Genomic DNA, 19043 nt, shown 5'->3' on the forward strand with positions numbered 1-19043 from the left:
CGCCGGCCTTCAGTCCGCCGTGGCGAGGTCCACCGCCGACACAAGGTCGGCCCGGGTCGGCGGCCCGGAGGCGCGGCGTACGACACGGCCCGCGTGGTCGAGTACGAGTACGGTCGGGGTGCGCATCACGTCGGCGCGCCGGACCAGGTCGAGACGCGCCTCGGCGTCGATCTCCACGAAGGCCACGCCGGGCGTCGAAGCGCTCACGTCGGCCAGCAGCCGCCTCGTGCCGGGGCAGGACGCGCACAAAGTCGTCGAGAACTGCACCAGGGTGGCCCGCTCACCGAGCGCCTCCCCCAGCTCACCGGCAGACAACCGCAGGACCTCGTCCCGTCCGTCACCGCGCAACCTGCCGTCGCGGCGGGCCCGGAACAGCCCGAAGACGATCACGGCCAGCGACACCGCGGCGGCCACGGTCAACCCCGTCGGATCGCCCACGGTCACCTCACCCGCCCAGGCGGGCGCGGCCGCGTACCGCGAGGAGGTACACCTCGCAGCCCAGGCAGTAACCGAAGGCGGCGTTCAACAGCGCCGCCGCGAGAGCCGCCGCGGCCGCCGTGATGCCGAGCCATGTGACGCCGGTGAGGTATCCCGCCGTGCCCACGAGCGCGAAGCCCAGACCGACGGCCTGCGCGAACCGCGGTGGCCGCTCGTCCTCGAGCTCCCTCGGCGGGCCGAGTCGGGGGCGTACGAGTCGGCGGTAGAGCCAGCCGTACGGCGACCAGCGCAAGCCAAGAGCAGCGCCGACAGCGAAGACGACGGCCTGCGCCGCGAGGAGCACGCCACTGCCCGTGCCCAGGACCAGGAAGAGGACGAGGGTGGTGAGGGCGGCGGCGAAACGAGGCCCGCGCGGGTCGACACGGACAGGCGCAGCGGGGGTTGTGCCGGGCATGACGTACTCCGGGACGGCAGAAGACGGATCCTGAGGGACGGGGGTGCGCGCGTCAGCGACACGCTGCGGACCACACCCGACCGAAGTCGATGTGAGCCCTGATCACCAGGAACGCCGCGGAGGACATGCCGGGTATTGCAGCAGCCGCGCCGACCGCCGTCAACCACCGCCCACTCACCGGACATCCGCGCCGCCGGGCCTCGCTCCCGCTCGCGCCACGTCCGGGCGACTCAGCGCCGGACGGCGAGGTCCTCGTGGACGGCTCGGGCCACCGCCTCCACGGTCGCCACGCCGGCCTTCATCGTGCTGTTGTCCTGGGTGAGCACGGTCAGCGTGTAGTCCCGCCCGCCGCCGGTGAAGGCTCCCATGCTGTGCACCCGCCAGCCGTGCGCCGCGCGCGGCAGCCAGCCGTTCTTGACGTGCGCCACGGCAGCGCGTGGTGCTCCCGCGGGGGTGCCCCAGCGCTGCGAGGGGATGACCTTGTTCATCAGCTTGAGGATGTAGGCACGCGCGTCGTCGCTGAGCACCGTGTTGCGTTCCATGATCAGGTTCATCAGCTTCTGCGTGTCGGCGGCCGTGATCTGGGTCAGGCCCCAGGCTCGCTTGCCGCCCGGCACAGTGCTGGTCATTCCCGCCGCGGCCAGGAAGCGCTGCACCTTCGTCACGCCGATCTGCTTCCACAGCGCGTTCGTGGAGGCGTTGTCCGACGCTGTGATCATCTTGGTGGCACGGCCGGCCTCACGCTGGGTGAGGTGGCGGTCGTGCTTCCGCACGTCCCACAGCAGCGTCGCCAGGAGAGTGACCTTGACGGTGCTGGCGGAGTCGAACCTCTGGTCCGACCGAAGCGTGCACACGGTCTTCGTCGACCGGTCGCGCAGGGACACCGCCGCGACGGCCGTCGTGTGCTCCAGGGAGGCCGTGATGTCCCGTTGGAGCTCGGCCGCGAGCCCTGCCTGCCCCGAGGCGCACTTCACCGGCGGCGTCGCCGCGACGGCGCCACCTGCCCCGAACCCCACGACGGCGGGAACCGCCACGCCGGAGACGATCGCTGTGGCCACGAGACGCCGGGATATTCGCGTGAGCCCCATTCGCTCCGCCCGTTCTTCCGTTGCTGTCGGTCGCTATGGGCGACCAGTCTGGATGAGTGGCGGTATCGAATGGAACGTGACGTTCGCTACGGACTGTCCGCTCGGCATGGGCCCTCGGACCGTCGGACCGGTGGTGGGATATCCTGCAGCGCACCTGTCGGCGCGCGCCGCGCGACCGTGCCGGAACGCGGCGGGCCCGCCGGGCCGCGGCGGGCCTGCCCGAAGCAGCGCAGGCCCCAAGCGGGCGGGTCCGAAAGGCCTCTGGCCATCGGGCCGCCGTGCGCGGGTGGGCCGAAACCCGGGATCGCGGACGGCTGCCATCCCGACTGTCTTGCCGTGGGCGGCTCCCGCTCCGGCGGACCTGACGAGCCTGTCGCGCAGCCTCCCCCTGGTACGTAGGACGCCGTCCGGTGTGACGAAGGACTCGCCGACCGGCCGGCGTTGACACCCGGGGAGAAGGGGCGACACCCGACCCGCCCCCGTCAGGGCACGCGGGCGGTCCACTCCGGCGAAGCGAACTTCGTCCGTGCCAGCTCCTGTGCGCGGGTCATTTCCTCGTGCGTCACCTTGCCGTCGCTGAGTCCGTACCGGAGACGGAACGAATCGATCATCCGCGCGATCACGGCCTCCCGTGCCAGACCGGTCTGCCGACGCAGCGGGTCGACCCGCTTCTTCGCGCTCTTCGTTCCCTTGTCCGACAGCTTCTCCCGACCGATGCGCAACACGTCGAGCATCTTGTCCGCGTCGATGTCATAGGCCATGGTCACGTGGTGCAGCACGGCGCCGGCTCCGCCGTCGGGTCCCACGATGCGCTTCTGGGCGGCGCCGGCGATCTTGCCCTGCTCGGTGGCGATGTCGTTCAACGGCTGGTACCAGGCGTTGATCCCCATGTCGCCGAGTGCGCCGAGCACCCAGTCGTCGAGGTAGGCGTAGCTGTCCTGGAAGGACAGGCCCTGAACCAGCGCTTCCGGGACCGACAGCGAGTAGGTGATCGTGTTGCCGGGCTCCACGAACATCGCCCCGCCGCCGGAGATGCGGCGCACGACTTCGATGCCGTGCCGGTCCGCGCCGTCGGGGTCGACCTCGTTGCGCAGGGACTGGAAGCTGCCGATGATCACCGCCGGGGCGCCCCACTCCCACACCCTGAGTGTCGGCGCTCGGCGTCCCGCGGCGACCTCGGCCGTGAGGACCTCGTCCAGCGCCATGTGCAGTGCCGGAGCCTGCGGTCCTTCGTGGATCAACTGCCAGTCGTAGTCGGTCCAGTCGGTGGCGTGCGCGAGGGCGCGCCGCACCGCGACGGCGATGCCCTCCGAGGTCAGCCCGTACATGACGGTCCCCTCGGGAAGCGCCGCGTCGATCCGCGCCGCCAGTCCGGCCGCGTCGGTGTCGGCGGGGGCGCCGTCCAGGGCGTCGTTGACGGCGTCGAGCGCCTCGTCCGGTTCGAGGAAGAAGTCGCCCGCGACCCGTGCGTGCCGTAGCACGCCGTGCTCGACGTCGACGTCCACATCCACGACGACGAGCTTGCCGCCCGGAACCTTGTACTCACCGTGCACGGCTTTGCCTTCCTTTTGTATTGCCGGGAAAACCGCGCCCGGCACGTGGATGTTCCCCGGACGGTGACCACTCGTCCGCGGACCGAGGCGCCGAGACGGGGGTCAGGACATCGCGGGGTGCCAGCCGGGTTCCAGGCAGTCGAGGAGTGCGCGGAAGGCCGCGTCGGCCCGGTCCCAGTGGTCGTCCACCAGCGGGGCGACCAGGAGGCCGAACACCGCGTCGGTCAGGAGCGTGGCCTGGGTCAGGGCCCGGCCCTGCTCCATGCCGAAGTCGCGGAAGACTGACGCCAGCAGGTTCGTCCATCCCGTGACGACATCGTCCAGGACGGGCCCGTACCGGTCCGGATGGAGGATGCCGGCGCTCATGATCTCGAGGTAGAGAGGCAGTGAGGCGCGTACGTCGGGGTCGCTGAACTGCTTCCACACCTCCTCCATCAGACGGCGCAGACCGGCGGCATCCGCGGGCGGCCCGACGCTGCGCAGAACCTCGCGGGCCTGCAGCAGGGGCCGGCGCTCGTAGACGGCGAGCGCCTCGGCGATCATCCGTTCCTTGCTGCCGAAGTAGTAGAGGAGCATGCGGTCGCTGGTGCCGAGGGCCTGGGCCAGCCGGCGCAGGGAGAGATCCGCGAGTCCGTTGCGCAGCACGTACTGGCGGACGTGGTCCAGGAGGCGGCGTCGCTTGGCCGGGTCGGGTGGGCGTGACATGGGGTTCCTGGTTGCACCGGGGCGGCGACCTTCGTGCGCCCGATTTGGGAGCTTGGCGAGGTCTTTACTGTAGCACCCGTTACGTGTATATTTTAGGTGTAGCAACTGCTACATGAATGAGCCGGGACATGGGCGACTCACCCGCCGACGGCTCCCCACCACCAGCACAGTAGGGACTGATTTCCATGGCCGCCCAGGCCATCGGCCTGCTCAGCGCCTTCTGCCAGGCGGCACGGCCCTCGCACGGCGACGCCCCCTCGCGGGCCGCCAGGCAGCGGGCCCTGTGGTCGCGCATCTTCGCGCCCCTGCGGCCGTTCGACGCCCCGCGCTGCCGCGCCAGCGCGTGGGAAGCGTCCTGGCCTCTGGGGCGGGAGCTCACCTCGGTGCGCGACGCCCGCCACCTGGTGACGGCGCAGCTGACCACCTGGGCCCTGGACGATCTCGCGGACACCGTCGAACTGCTGGTCAGCGAGCTCGTCACCAATGCCCTTCGGCACACCCGCGGCCCGCTCAGGCTCAACCTTCAGCTCCGCCGATCCGGGCTGGTGTGCGAGGTCGAGGACACCGAGCGGACCGGCCCCGTACGCTGCGTGGTCGACGCGGATTCCGAAGGCGGGCGCGGCACCGAGCTCCTCGACCTGCTCGCGGACGCGTGGGGAAGCATCCGGATGCCCACCGGCAAGACCGTCTGGTTCGCAGTGCATGTCGAGGAGGGCACCGGGTCGCGGACACTCTAGGCAAGCCGTGTCTCAGCGGGAGGTGAGAGGAGTCTCGGACTCGACGCGGGTGAGCTTTTCGGGGTTGCGGACGTAATAAAGGCCCGTGACGCGGGCGTCGTCCACGCAGAAGGCCAACACGCCGTCGATCACGCCGTCCAGGCGCAGGACGAGTCCGGGGTTGCCGTTGACCGTCGTGTGCTCGCCGCTCAAGGTGCCGCCGGCCTTGTCGACGCTGCCGGCCATGTAACGGAGCACGTTCTCGGCGCCGACGACCGGCCGCAGAGCCGCCAGCTTGAGACCACCGCCGTCGCTGACGAAAACGACGTCCGGGGCGAGTGCGTCGAGCAGCCCCTGCAGGTCCCCCGTCACGAGCGCCCGCTGGAACAAGTCCAGCGCTGTCCGGGCCTCCTCCGGGGAAGCCGCCGCGCGCGGCCGACGGGCGTCGACATGACGGCGGGCGCGGTGGGCGGTCTGGCGTACGGCGGCGGGGCTCTTGCCGATCGCCGCCGCGATCTCGTCGTAGCCGAAGTCGAAGACCTCGCGCAGTACGAAGACGGCGCGTTCGGTCGGTGAGAGCGTTTCGAGGATGAACATGAGCGCCAGCGACAGGTTCTCGGACAGTTCGACGTCCTCGGCCACGTCCGGCGCGGTGAGCAGGGGCTCGGGCAGCCAGGGGCCGACGTAGGCCTCCTTGCGCCGCTTGAGTGAGCGGAGCCGGTTGAGTGCTTGCCGGGTCGCGATCCGTACGAGGTAGGCACGCTGGTCCCGCACCTGCGCCAGGTCGACCCTGACCCACCGCAACCAGGTCTCCTGGAGGACGTCCTCGGCGTCCGCCGCCGATCCGAGCATCTCGTAGGCGACGGTGAACAGCAGGTCGCGATGGGCGAGGAACGCCTCGGTCGCGGAGTCGGTGACATGGTCGTTCATCGGCGTGCGCTTCACTCTCTCTCGCGGTCGGCGTCCTTGGGCCGGACCGGCCGGTCCGGCCCAAGGAGCGGGTCTTGGCAGCTAAGCCGGACGTCGGGTGCCGGACGGCGTCGTGCGGTGTTCCGGCTGGGGCGATTCCACGCGAACGGTGCTCTCGCCGCCGGATGCGCGGGGGCCGGCCTTGCGCGCCCCCGACAGCAACTTGTCGAGGGTGAACTGGCAGGCGATCTCCTTGACGCCGGCACCGGGCCGCCCGCTGACACTGAGTGCGTTCACCTTGTCGTTCGGGTAGGAGAACTGGGTGACGCCCTCCTTCCGGCCGAGGCTCAGGCACTGCCCGGCGAAGAACATCCGGACGGGAGCGGGCTTCTTTGCCGCGATTCGGCGCAGGATCGTGGCGGCGGCCGCCGGGCCCAGTTGCACGGCGGCCTGGCAGCTCATCCGGAACGGCCGGTCCGTCATCACCGCCGCGTCGCCTGCGGCCACGATACGCACGTCGTCCACGCTGGTCAGCGTCGCGTCGGTGACCAGACGGCCTTCGGCGTCGGTGCGCAGCCCGCTGCGGGCGGCCAGATCCGGGACACGGAATCCCGCGGTCCAGATCGTCACCGCGCTGGGCAGCTTCCGGCCGTCATCGAGATGTACACCGTCGCGCGTCACTTCCGTCACCCGCGCACGGGGACCTTCGATGACGGTCACACCCAGCTCGGCGAGCCGGCGGGCGACCGGGCCGCGGACCCGGGCATGCAGGGAGGGACCGAGCACGCCGCCGCAGACCAGGGTGAGCTTGCGGCCCGCTTCCGCCAGCTCCGCGGTGGTCTCCAGGCCGGTCGGGCCGGCCCCGATCACGGTCACCGGATCCGACGCGGGCGTCTCGGCCAGCGCCGACCGCAGTCGTTCCGCCCCTTCGAGGTCCGACACCGCATGAGCGAACTCCGCCGCTCCGGGCACGCCAGGATCGGAGGCGCCACTGCCCACCGCGTAGACGAGGTAGTCGTAGAAGAGCGTGCCACCACCCTCCAGCGACACCTGGCGCTCGGCAGGGTCGATCCGGATCGCGGTGTCGACCACCAGCCGGACGTTCCCGCCCAGCACGTCGCCGAAGCCCTCGACCGCGTCATCGGAGCCGGTCACGAGCTGGTGCAGGCGGATGCGCTCGACGAAGTGGGGACGCGGATTGACCAGGGTCACCGACACACCCTCGCGCCGAGCCAGGCTGTTGGCCGCCGTGACGCCCCCGTACCCGCCGCCGACCACGACCACCTCGACGTTTCGGTTCATCATGTCTCCCTCGCGTTGTGAACTCGGCATGGAGACACCAGAAGCGCGTCCGGTGTAACAGCGTGCGGATGAGACGTAGCGCACAGGGGCTCGGCTGAAATCGCCGCCGTGGGACACCGCAGGCAGCTGTTGCGGACCCTTGAAGCAGGCACTTATCGTGATTAGTAAGTAAGTGTGACTGTCATCCCTCTGAACCAAATGTGAGCGGAGAGGGTGCCGGGCACCGCACGGAGAGACCGGTAGGCAGCATGGCAAGCCGTCGTAACCAGCCCGGGCTCCCGCTCCCCCGTGCCCTCGACGAACTGATCCTCACCATGGTCCTGGTGTTCGCGGTGGTGACCATGGTGCGCTGGCTGCGCGATCCGGGCTCCCCGCTGTACGTGAGCGACCTTCACCTGGCACTGCTCGTCGTGGCCGTTGCCTCGGGCCTGCTCGTCGTCGCGTTGATCCTCTCGCCCCCGGACGGCGCAGCGGGGGCCACATGAATCCCGCGGTCACGGTGGCGATGTGGCTGATGGACGTGTTCCCCGGTCGCAGTGTCCTCGGCTACCCCGCCGCGCAGATAGCGGGCTCCGTCATAGAAGCCGGCTGTTTCATCGCCCTGACCCTGGTCATCGGCTTCCTCCTCGCCCATCCGTCCTTCGGGAGATGGCTGCCGTACGTCGTCGGTCTGTCCATCGCCCTGATCATCGCGGGACTGGGAACGCGGAGCGGAGGTTCGGCCATCCCGGCCCGTCACTTCGGCCCGGCCCTGTTCGCCGGGAGCACCAGCCAGTTCTGGATCTACCTTCTGGCCCCGGTCCTCGGGGCTCTGCTGGGTGCCTCCGTGCACCACCTGCTGATGCGTCGTTTCCACACGCACCAGCCCCTCACCTACAAACTCTGCGGGCCCACTCAGCACTCCGAGCGCCAGGACGAGTCGGCATGAGAGACGTCATGGAATACCCCCACGACCCACCGCGCGTACCCGGGAGTCGGGCGGGCAGATTGCCCGCGCCGATCCCGCTCAACTTCTTCGGGATGCCCTTCGGCCTGGTCGGCCTCGCGAGTGCCTGGCTGACCGCCGCCCAGTACCAGCGCGTGCCACGAGCCGTGGGCGAGGCGTTGCTCGTGCTGTCGGCCGTGGTGTGGCTGCTGGTGACCGTCGCCTACCTCTGGCGCGCGGCGCGGTCGCGTTCCCTGTCGCGGGACCTCACCGATCCGGTGGGCGGACCCTTCGCCGCCCTGTGTGTGGTCGTACCGATGGTGATCGCCGCATACGGCCTGTTCCCCGTCGAACCGGTGGCCGGCCGGGTGGTGGTCGATGTCTTCCTGGCCCTCACCGTGCTGCTCGGTGCCTGGTTCACAGGCCAGTGGATCTACGGACGGGTCGACGTCGACCGGTTCCACCCGGGCTACTTCCTGCCCACCGTCGCGGGCGGACTGCTGGCCGCGGCGTCGGCTGCTGCCGTGGGGCAACACCGGCTGGGCGTCATGATGTTCGGCCTGGGATCGATCTGCTGGCTCATTCTCGGCTCGGTGATCATGGCTCGGCTGCTGCTGCGCCCCATGCTGCCTCCGCCCTTGCAGCCGACACTGGCGATCGAGATCGCCCCCGCGGCCGTCGCCAGCATCGCCTACTTCGCCCTCTTCAGTGACTCCATCGACACCGTCGCGACGTTCCTCGGCGGCTACGGCCTGCTGATGGTCCTGACCCAACTCAGGCTGCTGCCCGCCTACTTGAAACTGCCCTTCATGCCGAGCACCTGGGCGTTCACCTTCAGCTGGGCCGCGGCGGCCTCCGTGGGAATCCACTGGGCCGAGCGCCTGCGGCCACCGGGAGCGGGCGCGTACACCTACGTCCTGCTGGGTCTCATCAGCGCACTCGTGGGTGGTGTCGCCGTACGCACCGTCATGGCCGCCGCCCGGCGTCAGCTCCTGCCGGCCGTGCCACCCCCGCCGACGACGGAGCAGCAGGCGGCCGCGGGCTGACGGACCGGACGGACGGGGAGCTCACCCGCCGGACTCGGCCTGCCTAAGACGCTCGGCCAGCCAGCCGCGAGTCACACCCCAGGCGTGTCCGTCCAGGTCGACCACGCCGAAGTGATCGGCTCCGGGCGACTCGACCAATGTGACGTCCGCGCCCTTGGCCGTGGCGGCTTCCGCGTACGTCCGGGCGTACGCGGGCGGGATGACCTCGTCGGCCATGCCGTGCAGGGCGAGGACCGGAACCCCACCGTCGGCGAGCAGAACGGGCGAAGCGACCGCGTACCGCTCCGCGTGCTCCGCGACGCCGCCTCCGAGCAGCAGCCGGGCGACGCCGTCCCCGGCCTCGGCGGCCACGGCCGGCCACACCTCCGGGTGGGCCGCCGGCGGCGCGCCGCGCGGCGGCTCGGCGTCGAGGTCCGTCAGAACGCTGCCGAGTCCCACCTCGTCGGCGTCGACCAGGTCCAGAACTCCGGCCAGCGACACCGCACCGATCGGCTTGATCCCGGGCCGCGCACCGGGGACGCCTTCCGGCAGCGCGGCGCGGTGGGCGACCCACGTGGCGAGGTGCCCGCCTGCCGAGTGCCCGACGACCAGCACACGGCGGGTGTCGATCGCGGGATCGAGATCGGCGACGGCGTCCACGGCCGCCGCGACGTCGTCGAACGTACCCGGCCACCCACCGCCGGGTTCGCCGATCCGCCGGTACTCGATGTTCCAGACGGCGAACCCGAGGGACACGAGATCCTCGGCGAGCGGAACCGCCTCCCGGTGATCGAACATCGCCGTCCACCATCCACCGTGAACGAGCACCACCACGGGGAAGGGCCCGTCTCCTTCGGGGAGGTACAGCTCGCCGACCTGGGAGGGCTCCGTGCCGTAGGCGATGGTTCGTACGGCTCGGGGACCGTCGGCGGCGTCGTCGTAGCGCACACCGCTTCGCACACTGACAAGTTCGTCGATCGTGGCGAAGAACGCCGCGATCTCGGGGAGGTTGGCGCCCTTCGCGCGAGAGGCGTCGAAGGCATCGGCGTCCGCCCACTCCACCATGTCCAGCCAGGTGTTCTCGGCGACACGGACGAGGCGCGCCGCGATGAACCCCCGCCGGTCCGTGCGGAACGCGGAGAGCATGGCGGGCCGTGCGGCCAGCATCTTCGACGTTCTGTCAGGAGCGACGACGAATGTCGTCATTTCGATCACGGACATCTCGAGCTCCTCAGCACATTGGTAAGAATCCTGATAGTCACTGAACTTGACTATTCACCGTAGGCGCCGGTGCGACGCGCGGCAACCCGCGCGGTGCCCCTGGCCGATATCGTCAGCATGAGTGACTATTCAGGCAGGTGAAGGAGTTCACGCACAGGGAGACGCGACATGCGGCGCAGTGAACGCAAGGTGGCGGACCCGGACGTCGGCATCATGAGCGCTCGCCTGCTCTTCTCGGTCCAGAAGGAACTCTTCCAGGCGCTCGCCGAACAGGGTCATCCCCGACTGCGCCCCCAGCACGGCGCCGTCCTGGGGTTCATCGACGAAGAGGGCAGTCGGGCGACCGAACTCTCGCGGCTGTCGGGAACGCACAAGCAGGTCATCGGGAACCTGATCGACGAACTGGAGGCCCTCGACTACGTGGAACGGCGTCCCGACCCCAAGGACAGGCGCGCCAAGCTGGTCACGCCCACCGCGCTCGGGCGTGATCAGATGCGCAAGTCCGACGCCATCGTCGCCGCCATCGAGCGGCGCCACGCCGAGGTGATCGGCGAGCAGGAGTACGAGAACTTCAAGACCGCCTTTCGGCGGATCACGGCTCTGCAGAAGAAGCAGTTCGACGAGGCGCCCACTCGGCGGGAGCAGCCTCCCGAAGCCGCCGCGGAGCCGGCCTGAGGCGCTTGCGCGGCGTCGCGACCGTCCTCGCATCCCAGTCGCCCGCGCTACGGCGCGACCCTCACCAGCTTGCGGTTGAGGAACTCGCCGATGCCGAGTTCCGACAGCTCGCGACCGAACCCGGAGTTCTTGACTCCTCCGAAGGGCAGGCTCGGCGAGTCGACGAAGCAGGAGTTGATGTACACCATGCCGGACTCCATGCGACCCGCGACCTGTCGGGCGTGCTCGACGTCGGCGTCGAACACGTAGCTGCCCAGGCCGAACCTGGTGGCGTTGGCCAACTCGATCGCTTCCTCCTCGCTGTCCACGCCGTAGAAGGACAACACGGGCCCGAAGGCCTCTTCCTCGTAGAGCGGGTTGTCTTCTCTGATGTCCGTGATGATCGTCGGCTCGAGGAAGAACCCGGGGCGGTCCACTCGGTTGCCGCCCTGAACGACGCGAGCTCCCGCGGCCTTCGCGTCCTCGATCTGCCGCAGCAGGACGTCAAGCGCGCGCTCGCTGGACAGCGGGCCGAGCAGGGTGTCCTCGTCCCTCGGATCACCCACCTTGATCGCGGCGAAGCGCTCCTTCAGCGCGGCCAGCACTTCCTCGCCCCGTTCCCTGCCGACCACGATCACGCGCTTGACGTTGACGCAGCCCTGCCCCGAGTTGTAGGTACGTCCCATCACGACTTGCTCGACCGCGTGCTCCAGAGGTGCGCCCTCCAGAATGAGAGCGGGGTCGCTGCCGCCCAGTTCCAGGACCGCCTTCTTGAGGTTACGCCCGGCGCGCTCGCCGACCGACGCCCCCGCCCTCTCGCTACCGGTGAGGGTGACGCCGCGCACGCGGAAGTCGTCGATCAGCCTGGCCACCTGGTCGACGTCGCAGAAGAGATTCATGTAAGCCCCTTCAGGGGCTCCCGCCTCCTCGAAGAGTCGCGCGAAGGCCAGGGCGCACTGGGGCACGCTCTCGGCGGGCTTCATCAGGATCACGTTGCCGGCGACCAGTTGGGGCGCGGCCACACGGGCCAGCTGGTAGTACGGAAAGTTCCACGGTTCGATCGCCAGGATGACGCCGATCGGCTCGGCGACCAGCTTCGCGCCGGGCTCACCGGGCAGCGGCCGCTCCGCGAGGAACTGCTCTCCGTGCTCCGCGTAGTAGTCCAGGATGTCGGCCGCGAGATCGACCTCGAAGTAGCCGAAGCGGGTTACCTTTCCCATTTCCAGGGTCAGGTATTCCACGTATTCATCCCGCTTCTCCCGCAGGATCTGAGCGGCGCGGCCGACGACGCGGGCCCGTTCCGCGACCGGCCAGTACTTCCAGTCGTCGTGGTAACGCCTGTCGGCGGTTTCCAGCTCATGGAGAATTTCCTCGTCCGACTGCAGCGGGAATTCCTTCACCAATTGTCCGGTTGCCGGATCGGTGGTACCAAAGCCCATTTTCCACTCCTTGGTATGGGGCCGCACAGCCGCATTCATTTATTGGCGTCCCCGTCGAACCTCATCCGGTCGGCGTTCGGTTCGATCCAGTCTTGAGCTCGACGCCACCATACCTCCGCGGTCGGCTTCAGTCCTGTTGGATCATCGAGAGTTCCGGCCTTGACGATCACGAGATCGCGTCGTTCATGAAGGATCGTGAGAATCGGCGTGCCGCATTCGCCACAGAAAAGCCTGTCGCGCAGATTTCCATTTTCCGCTCCGGCGGTCTGATAGACCTTCGGCGTGCCGATGATTTCCAGGGCTTCGCGCGCCACCAGTATGTTCACCGAGAATGCCGCACCAGTGTGCCGCTGGCAATGGACGCAGTGGCAGAGGACCACGGTCTCGGGCTCCACGTCGAATCGGTAGCTGACCGATCCGCACAAGCAATGTCCGGTGCGTTCGCCGTGTGCCGGCGCCGGGACTGTGTCATTCATATGGATGCTCCCTGTCTCTCGACCAGGGTTTCCGAGACGTCGCCCTGGCACAGGATCGAGAGTGCTTCCGGCGGACGAGGTCGGCCAGACACCCGTTTCGCCTACGCCTCGCAGGGCTATCCCCGACAAGAACACGGGGCATGCCCTGCGCGCGGTCGCCGGCGCGCGCTCGCCTCGACCGCCCTGGGCCCAAGTCCCCTGCCGGCCTTGGAACCGCGCATCCCTGCGGCCGCTCAGCCACTCCGGTCCGCGGTACGCCCGGACGCCAGCTCGGCCAGCAGTGAGGTGACCACAGGGTCGGTCGATGGGGCCATGTCGACGGGGGCGGGGTCGAGCAGCCACTGGACCTGGAGGCCGTCCATGACGGCGATGATCGCGTTCGCCGCCGCCCGCACGCGCCCGGCGTCGGCCTCTTCCGGTGCCCATGCCTCGATCAGCCCCTCGGGGCGAGGAAACCGCGCAGGCCCCCGTAGCGGTCGCGGAAGTAGCTCTGCGCGGGTGCTCGTCGGTGACGGATTCGGCCGACAGGACGGCGTACGGCCGGACGATGCCCTCCCGCTCGGCGTTGCGCCGGGCGGTGTCGACGAGGTGGTGCAAGAACCGCAGCCTTGGGGGCGTCGGGTTCCCCGTTGCTCGATGTCGCGCTGGTCGCGCGGCTCGTGGACGCTGGTGAGCAGCAGCGCCTTGGACCGGAAGTAGTGCAGGACGCCGGCCTGGGTCAGTCCGGCCCGCTCGGCGATCTCCGCCAGGCGTTGTCGTAGCCGCGGGCGGCGAAGGCGTCCATGGCGATCTGCAGGATGTCCTGCTGCCGCTGCCGGGCCTCGGGGCCGGGCGGGACACACCGTCGACAACTCATCGACCGCCAACGGCGCCCGGCTGTGCCAGCAGCCCTGCTCCGGATCCGCCGCCCAGACGTTCACGCTCTCCGGCTGAGCCTCCGGCGCCTCACACGCCCGCGGGGCCCGGCGCGCCGAGCCGGGCCCCCGGACAGTGCATCCCCCGGGCCTGTCGGCTCACAGGCGGATGATGACGAGGGCGATGTCGTCGCGGGCTCCGCTGGTGACGCTGAGGCGGTCCAGCAAGGCGTCCGCCAGTTCGTCGGGGGGCAGCGTGCTGTCCTTGGAGAGGGCTGAGGTCAGACGGGCCAGACTGGCGTCGATGTCTTCGTCGTGGCGCTCGATGAGCCCGTCGGTGTAGAGCACGAGGGTGTCGCCCGGTGTGTAGGTCAGGCCGGCCTGGGGGCGGGGGACGTGGTACGGACGGGCACCCAGCGGCGGATCGGTGGCCTGGTCGAGCAGTTCCCAGGTACCGCCCGGGTGGACCAGGACGGGGGGCAGGTGCCCGGCATTGCTGTAGATGATCAATTGGCTGCGGGTGTCGATGAGTACCTTCACCGCGGTCGCGGCGGTCGCGCCTTCCAGGGAGCGGGCGTACAGGCCGAGGACTTCCAGGGCCTGGGCGGGGCTCGGGATGGCCCGGATGGCTGCGCTCAGAGCGCTGCGGAGCATGCCCATGACGGCCGCGGCCTGCAGTCCGTGCCCGACGACGTCTCCGACTGCGGCGGCGTAGCGGTCGGGCGGCAGGTCCACGACGTCGTACCAGTCGCCGCACACGTTGAGGGACGTCGTCGCGGGCAGGTACCGCACGGCCATGTTGGTGTGCCGGTCAAGGTCAGGGGCCTGGAGCATGGCTTCCTGCAGGGCGACGGCCACCTGACGTTCGCGTGCGTGGGCCTGGCGCAGTTCCTGGTTCAGCCGGTGCAGCTCCTGGGCCCGCGCGTAGAGCTCGGCGGCCAGGCCCTTCTCCCGGTCGGTGAGCTCCTCCGTGAGCCGTCGCGCCCGGCGTGACTGGATGAAGGCGGTGACGTCCTCGGACCGCTGCACGATCCACGACACCCGGCCGTCCGGCCCGAGAACCGGAGTGTGGACGTCCGACCACCACCGCTCCTCGAACCCACCCAGCTGATCAGACGCGGGGAGGTCGTACCGCTGCAGCACCAGCGTGTCCGCGACGCCGGTCTCCTTGACCCGGAGCAGTGACGCCATCAGGCGCTGCGTGTCGTCGGGGGTGTCGGGGTTCGGCGGCAAGGCGTCGAAGAAGTACTTGCCGATCAGCTCTTCCCCGGCCCGCCCTGTGGCCCGCACGTACGCCTGGTTCGCGTGGCGGATCACCAGGTCCGTGCCCAGCACCAGATATGGGCTCGGTGCGGCGTCGAAGAAGGCTGTGAAACCGATGTCCGCTGCCATGGCGCTGTTCTCCCAGGCCGCAGGGGCCATTACCCGCTCCTCCCAATTTACGAGCGATACGACCGCCGGGCGCATCGGAGCGGCCGCGGGGTCGTCGTCCCGGCGGGGGGACGGGTGCGAAGCCGTGCAAAGGCGCCCTGGCGGGGTCTCCCGCGGAAAGCGACCACTCGATGCGCGAACAACCGCTGGGCCCGTCTGCAGCGCCTCGGAGCGCACCTCGCGGCCGCGATCGCTTGGTGAGCCAGCTCAGCCGGCTGTGGCCGTCACCGCAGCGGGCCGGGGGACGTGTCAGCGGACGCCGCGGATACGGATCGGGCCGCGGGCCTTCGTCGGTTCGACGGGCCGGCCGGACTGAGTGATCTCGACGTGGCCGGCCGTGACCAGGCGCCGGGCCGCGCGGCGGGCCGGTTCCATCAGTGCGCGCCAGCCGTCGTCGTCCCCCTCGTACACGGCCCGGGCCGCGTCGGAGGGGCAGATCGTCGCGGTCGGGCCACGGCGGTCCAGCAGTTCCAGAATGGCCCGCTCCAGGCGTCGGTCCGTCTGCCGGTCGCTCACCCCGCCAGTGTCGCACCGGCGGGGACGGCCTCGAACCGACGACGCCGTCGAGGCCGCTCTGTGGCTCACCGCTCCTCCCGCCGTGGCCCCGTGGCCCCGTGGCCCCGTGGCCCCGTGGCCCGGCGGGAGTCTCACTTAGGCGCTACAACCTCCAGTTGCCGCCCGCTCGTCCACTCCGCGGCCGCCCCGGCCTTGGGCCCACGGCCGAGGGCGAGCGCCGCGAGCGTCACACCCGCGCGGGGCTCTCGTCGAGGAAGCCGCCCGACTGGTGCTGCCAGAGCTTCGCGTACACACCGTCCGTGGCGAGCAGTGCGTCGTGCGTGCCCTGTTCGACGACCCGTCCCTGGTCGAGGACGACGAGCCGGTCCATGCCCGCGACCGTGCTCAGCCGGTGCGCCACCACGAGCGCCGTGCGCCCTTCCATGAGTCGCCACAACGCCTCCTGGACGAGGATCTCGCTCTCCGAGTCCAGGGCGCTGGTCGCCTCGTCCAGCAGCAGGATCGGCGCGTCACGCAGGATCGCCCGGGCGAGCGCGACCCGCTGGCGCTGCCCGCCCGACAGCTTGATCCCGCGCTCCCCCACCATGGTGTCGAAGCCGTTCGGCAGGGCGTCGGCGAACTCCGTGACGTGCGCCGCCTCGGCCGCGCGGCGGATCTCGGCGTCGCCGGCGTCGGGCCGGGCGAAGGCGATGTTGTCCCGCAGCGTGCGGTGGAACATCGCCGGGTCCTGCGGCACATAGGCGATCGTGCCGCGCAGGTCGGCCTGGCGCAGTCTGCTGATGTCCTGACCGCCGATCAGGATCCGTCCGCCGTCGATGTCCGTCATCCGCAGCAGCAGCCGGGTGAGTGTGGTCTTGCCGCCGCCGGACCGCCCCACGAGTCCCACCCGCGCGCCGGTGGGCACGTCCAGGTCGAGGCCCTCGAACAGGGGCCGGCCGCCGGCGTGGGCGAAGGTGACCTTCTCGAAGCGGACGTCGGCCTCCCGCCGCAGCAGCGGCTCCGGCACGGGCGGATCGAGCACGGTCGGCGGCGTCAGCAGCAGCTCGGTGAACTGGGCGGCCTCCGTCATCGAGCTCTCCAGCCTGCGGTAGATCTGGTTGAACTCGAACATGATCCGGGTCGCGTTGGAGTAGTAGGTGAACGCGACCACGATCGCCTCCACGCCGTGCGCGCCTCCGGCGAGCATGACGGCGAGCAGCAGGCCCAGTGCGTTGGTCAGCACCGACATCGGCGCGACGAACGTGTCGATGCGCAGGTTGCCGTAGTCCCACGACCGCAGGGTGAGCCGCCGGGAGGCCGCGACCCGCGAGCGATGCTCTGCGGCCTCGCGTTCCTCAGCGGCGAACGCCCGTACCGTGTCCATGTTCATCAGACTGTCGGCGACATGCCCCGACACCCGGGCGATCGCCTCCTCACGCTGGTCGACGAGCGCCTGGCGGCGCCGGATGAGCGGCACCACGCAGACCGCCGTCAGCGCGATCATCACCAGGAGCCCGACGACGAGCAGTGGTTCGTAACGCCACAGCACCACCGCCCCGAACGCCAGCGGCAGGAAGCTGCCCACGATCTGGAACGTCAGCGTGTCGACGAACTGCTCGAATCGGGAGGCGAAGCTCAGGACGCGCTTGGTCAGCGACCCGGCGAAGTTGTCGTGGAAGAACGCGGCGTCCTTGGCGAACAACTCGTCCATACCGATCACGTACAGATGCTCGATGCCGAGGGCGTCGAGGCGGTTCAGACAGTGCAGTGCGACGCGCCACAGGGCCTCCGCGAGCAGCAGCACCCCGACGAAGCCCAGGACGTACGGCAGTGCCGAGGCGACGGTGAGGTCCTTGTCCCCCGCGATCTCGCCGACCAACTTGGCGACGATCAGCGGCGCCACGTAGTTGATCCCGATGTTGCCCAGCGCCGTGAGCAGCATCGCCGGTGCGGTCAGCCACCGCAAGCGGGTCAACTCCCGGCCGTAGTAACGAAGTGCGAGTAACACCGAGCGCTTGCCCGGCAGCACCCTGCGCGATTCAGGCGTTCCCATCCCACCTCCCTCAGTCGTCGTGGGCGCACCCGCGACGGTTACGTGGAGTCACGTAACGGATACGCAGTGTCCCGCGACGCGACCACGCCGTCCAAACGTTTTCGGGCCGGTGACCGCGGAGGGAGAACGTACGACCGAAGCGCGTACGCAGCTTCCCACTACCCCAAGTAACATGATCAACTCCTGCCTCAGGCGTATCACCACGTCCCCCACGCACCCGTACAGCCGCCGCCCTTCCAGTCGTCGACTCCAAGGACATCGATGTCATCTCCGAGTGACGCCCTGCATCAGGCGCGCGCCGATTACGAGCACCACACGCGGACCTGCCGGCAGTGCCATGTCGACACGGTGCCGTGCGCCGTCGCCAAGCACCTGCTGCGCCTGTACAACAACGCCCGACGAGGCGCCGCCCGCCCGGGCAACGACCACTGACCGTCGACTCCCGCCCCGGCCCCGGTGTCTCGCGCACCGGGGCCGCACGGCGTCCGGCGCAGGATGCGTATCGGCGGTCATACTGTGACTGGTTCATGCTGACGCTCGTCAGACAGCTCACCGCGAGGGCGACCGGTGTCGCCACAGGGGGAAGGCAATGACCAAGCGAACGGGCAGGGTTGTCTGCGACCTCACGGTCTCGGCCGACGGGTACTCGGCCGGGCTCAACCAGACCGAGGAACGCCCCTTCGGCGACGACGGCGGCGATGGCTCGGGCGGCAGGATGCACGCCTGGATGTTCGACACACCCGACGAGAACCGGGCCGAGCTCGAACAGATGGCCGCCGCCCAGGCATTCATCATGGGACGCAACATGTTCGGCCCGGTGCGCGGCGATTGGGACCAGCCCTGGAACGGCTGGTGGGGCGACGATCCACCGTTCCACGCACCGGTGTTCGTGCTGACCCACCACGCGCGCGAGCCGCAGCCGATGGACGGCGGCACCACGTACCACTTCGTCACCGACGGCATCGTGTCGGCACTGGCACAGGCACGCACGGCAGCCGGCGACGGCGTCGTCGCGATCCACGGCGGCGCGACCACCGTCAACCAGTACCTCGCGGCAGGCCTGATCGACGAGCTGCGCCTCCACATCGTGCCGTTCACACTCGGCGCCGGCACACGGCTTTTCGAGGGCGTCCCGCCGCTGGAACTCGAGCAGGTGAGGTCACGGTCGGCGAGCATCGTCACGCATGTGACGTACCGGGTGCTGATCTGAGCGACGAGCGGCCGCCCGTTCGCTCCCCGCGGCAGGCCTACCCAGCAGTAGGAGTGGGGTTGGGCAGATCCGCGGACCCTGCGGCTCCGAACAAC

At 69.9% G+C, this 19043-nt stretch carries 20 protein-coding genes and 1 pseudogene; 7 read left to right on the top strand and 14 right to left on the bottom strand.

The genetic code is table 11. The features are described 5' to 3' along the window. Positions 1-9 precede the first annotated feature (9 nt). The 5 genes from AB0O67_RS09375 to AB0O67_RS09395 form a co-directional block, all read right to left on the bottom strand. Positions 10-438: a thioredoxin family protein gene (locus tag AB0O67_RS09375; RefSeq protein WP_365447890.1), complete on the bottom strand. Its 429-nt coding sequence runs from the start codon at positions 436-438 to the stop codon at positions 10-12. A 7-nt stretch (positions 439-445) separates the two neighbouring features. Continuing rightward, a complete protein-coding gene (locus tag AB0O67_RS09380; protein ID WP_365447892.1) occupies positions 446-892 on the bottom strand; it encodes a DUF4395 domain-containing protein in 447 nt (148 codons plus the stop codon). Positions 893-1122: 230 nt separating this feature from the next. Beyond that, the gene (locus AB0O67_RS09385; protein ID WP_365447894.1) at positions 1123-1980 is read right to left on the bottom strand and encodes a serine hydrolase; all 858 of its coding nucleotides are present in this window, start codon (positions 1978-1980) and stop codon (positions 1123-1125) included. Positions 1981-2462: 482 nt separating this feature from the next. After that, positions 2463-3533, bottom strand: a complete 1071-nt coding sequence (locus AB0O67_RS09390) for a lipoate--protein ligase family protein (protein WP_365447896.1) — start codon at positions 3531-3533, stop codon at positions 2463-2465. 102 nt (positions 3534-3635) lie between these two features. Then, complete coding sequence (locus AB0O67_RS09395) at positions 3636-4238, bottom strand: TetR/AcrR family transcriptional regulator (RefSeq protein ID WP_365447898.1); 603 nt, start codon at positions 4236-4238, stop codon at positions 3636-3638. Between the two features lie 185 nt (positions 4239-4423). Here AB0O67_RS09395 and AB0O67_RS09400 point away from each other — a divergent pair, with 185 nt between their 5' ends. Beyond that, on the top strand, positions 4424-4975 hold the full coding sequence (locus AB0O67_RS09400) for an ATP-binding protein (RefSeq protein ID WP_365447900.1): 552 nt from the start codon (positions 4424-4426) through the stop codon (positions 4973-4975). Positions 4976-4987: 12 nt separating this feature from the next. Here the strand turns inward: AB0O67_RS09400 and AB0O67_RS09405 are convergent, their stop codons facing one another. Continuing rightward, complete coding sequence (locus AB0O67_RS09405; protein WP_365447902.1) at positions 4988-5884, bottom strand: RNA polymerase sigma-70 factor; 897 nt, start codon at positions 5882-5884, stop codon at positions 4988-4990. Between the two features lie 81 nt (positions 5885-5965). Beyond that, positions 5966-7165, bottom strand: a complete 1200-nt coding sequence (locus AB0O67_RS09410) for an FAD-dependent oxidoreductase (RefSeq protein WP_365447982.1) — start codon at positions 7163-7165, stop codon at positions 5966-5968. A gap of 248 nt (positions 7166-7413) precedes the next feature. Here AB0O67_RS09410 and AB0O67_RS09415 point away from each other — a divergent pair, with 248 nt between their 5' ends. Genes AB0O67_RS09415 through AB0O67_RS09425 form a run of 3 tightly spaced genes read left to right on the top strand, consistent with a single transcriptional unit; the run spans position 7414 to position 9136 of the window. Next, the gene (locus tag AB0O67_RS09415; RefSeq protein WP_365447904.1) at positions 7414-7650 is read left to right on the top strand and encodes a hypothetical protein; all 237 of its coding nucleotides are present in this window, start codon (positions 7414-7416) and stop codon (positions 7648-7650) included. Further along, positions 7647-8093: an aquaporin gene (locus tag AB0O67_RS09420; RefSeq protein WP_365447906.1), complete on the top strand. Its 447-nt coding sequence runs from the start codon at positions 7647-7649 to the stop codon at positions 8091-8093. Before AB0O67_RS09415 ends, AB0O67_RS09420 begins: the two co-directional genes overlap by 4 nt. Before the next feature lie 59 nt (positions 8094-8152). Next, the gene (locus tag AB0O67_RS09425) at positions 8153-9136 is read left to right on the top strand and encodes a TDT family transporter (RefSeq protein WP_365447908.1); all 984 of its coding nucleotides are present in this window, start codon (positions 8153-8155) and stop codon (positions 9134-9136) included. A 21-nt stretch (positions 9137-9157) separates the two neighbouring features. On the opposite strand, the gene AB0O67_RS09430 is transcribed toward AB0O67_RS09425, so the two are convergent. After that, positions 9158-10336, bottom strand: coding sequence for an alpha/beta hydrolase (locus AB0O67_RS09430; RefSeq protein WP_365447910.1), 1179 nt, complete (start codon positions 10334-10336; stop codon positions 9158-9160). Positions 10337-10504: 168 nt separating this feature from the next. Between AB0O67_RS09430 and AB0O67_RS09435 the strand changes: the two genes are divergently transcribed. Beyond that, positions 10505-11011, top strand: coding sequence for a MarR family winged helix-turn-helix transcriptional regulator (locus AB0O67_RS09435; protein WP_365447912.1), 507 nt, complete (start codon positions 10505-10507; stop codon positions 11009-11011). A gap of 47 nt (positions 11012-11058) precedes the next feature. On the opposite strand, the gene AB0O67_RS09440 is transcribed toward AB0O67_RS09435, so the two are convergent. The 6 genes and pseudogenes from AB0O67_RS09440 to AB0O67_RS09465 all read right to left on the bottom strand — a co-directional run bounded on the left by AB0O67_RS09440 (position 11059) and on the right by AB0O67_RS09465 (position 17738). Beyond that, the gene (locus AB0O67_RS09440; protein ID WP_365447914.1) at positions 11059-12429 is read right to left on the bottom strand and encodes an NAD-dependent succinate-semialdehyde dehydrogenase; all 1371 of its coding nucleotides are present in this window, start codon (positions 12427-12429) and stop codon (positions 11059-11061) included. 35 nt (positions 12430-12464) lie between these two features. Further along, positions 12465-12905 carry a GFA family protein gene (locus AB0O67_RS09445; protein ID WP_365447916.1) on the bottom strand — a complete coding sequence of 147 codons (441 nt, stop codon included), beginning with the start codon at positions 12903-12905 and terminating at the stop codon, positions 12465-12467. A 233-nt stretch (positions 12906-13138) separates the two neighbouring features. Next, positions 13139-13689 (bottom strand): annotated as a pseudogene (locus tag AB0O67_RS09450) (TetR/AcrR family transcriptional regulator). 229 nt (positions 13690-13918) lie between these two features. Beyond that, on the bottom strand, positions 13919-15151 hold the full coding sequence (locus AB0O67_RS09455; protein ID WP_365447984.1) for a SpoIIE family protein phosphatase: 1233 nt from the start codon (positions 15149-15151) through the stop codon (positions 13919-13921). A 288-nt stretch (positions 15152-15439) separates the two neighbouring features. After that, positions 15440-15706, bottom strand: a complete 267-nt coding sequence (locus AB0O67_RS09460; RefSeq protein WP_365447918.1) for a DUF3253 domain-containing protein — start codon at positions 15704-15706, stop codon at positions 15440-15442. A 226-nt stretch (positions 15707-15932) separates the two neighbouring features. Next, positions 15933-17738 (bottom strand): ABC transporter ATP-binding protein, encoded by a 1806-nt coding sequence (locus AB0O67_RS09465; RefSeq protein WP_365447920.1) that lies wholly within the window; start codon positions 17736-17738, stop codon positions 15933-15935. Positions 17739-17999: 261 nt separating this feature from the next. Between AB0O67_RS09465 and AB0O67_RS09470 the strand changes: the two genes are divergently transcribed. Together AB0O67_RS09470 and AB0O67_RS09475 are read left to right on the top strand one after the other, a co-directional pair. Continuing rightward, positions 18000-18170 (top strand): hypothetical protein, encoded by a 171-nt coding sequence (locus AB0O67_RS09470; protein WP_365447922.1) that lies wholly within the window; start codon positions 18000-18002, stop codon positions 18168-18170. 157 nt (positions 18171-18327) lie between these two features. After that, positions 18328-18948 (top strand): dihydrofolate reductase family protein, encoded by a 621-nt coding sequence (locus AB0O67_RS09475; protein WP_365447924.1) that lies wholly within the window; start codon positions 18328-18330, stop codon positions 18946-18948. Positions 18949-19043: the final 95 nt, after the last annotated feature.

Origin of the sequence: Streptomyces sp. NPDC086077, from assembly GCF_040686175.1 — a bacterium.
In the GTDB taxonomy this organism is placed as follows: domain Bacteria; phylum Actinomycetota; class Actinomycetes; order Streptomycetales; family Streptomycetaceae; genus Streptomyces.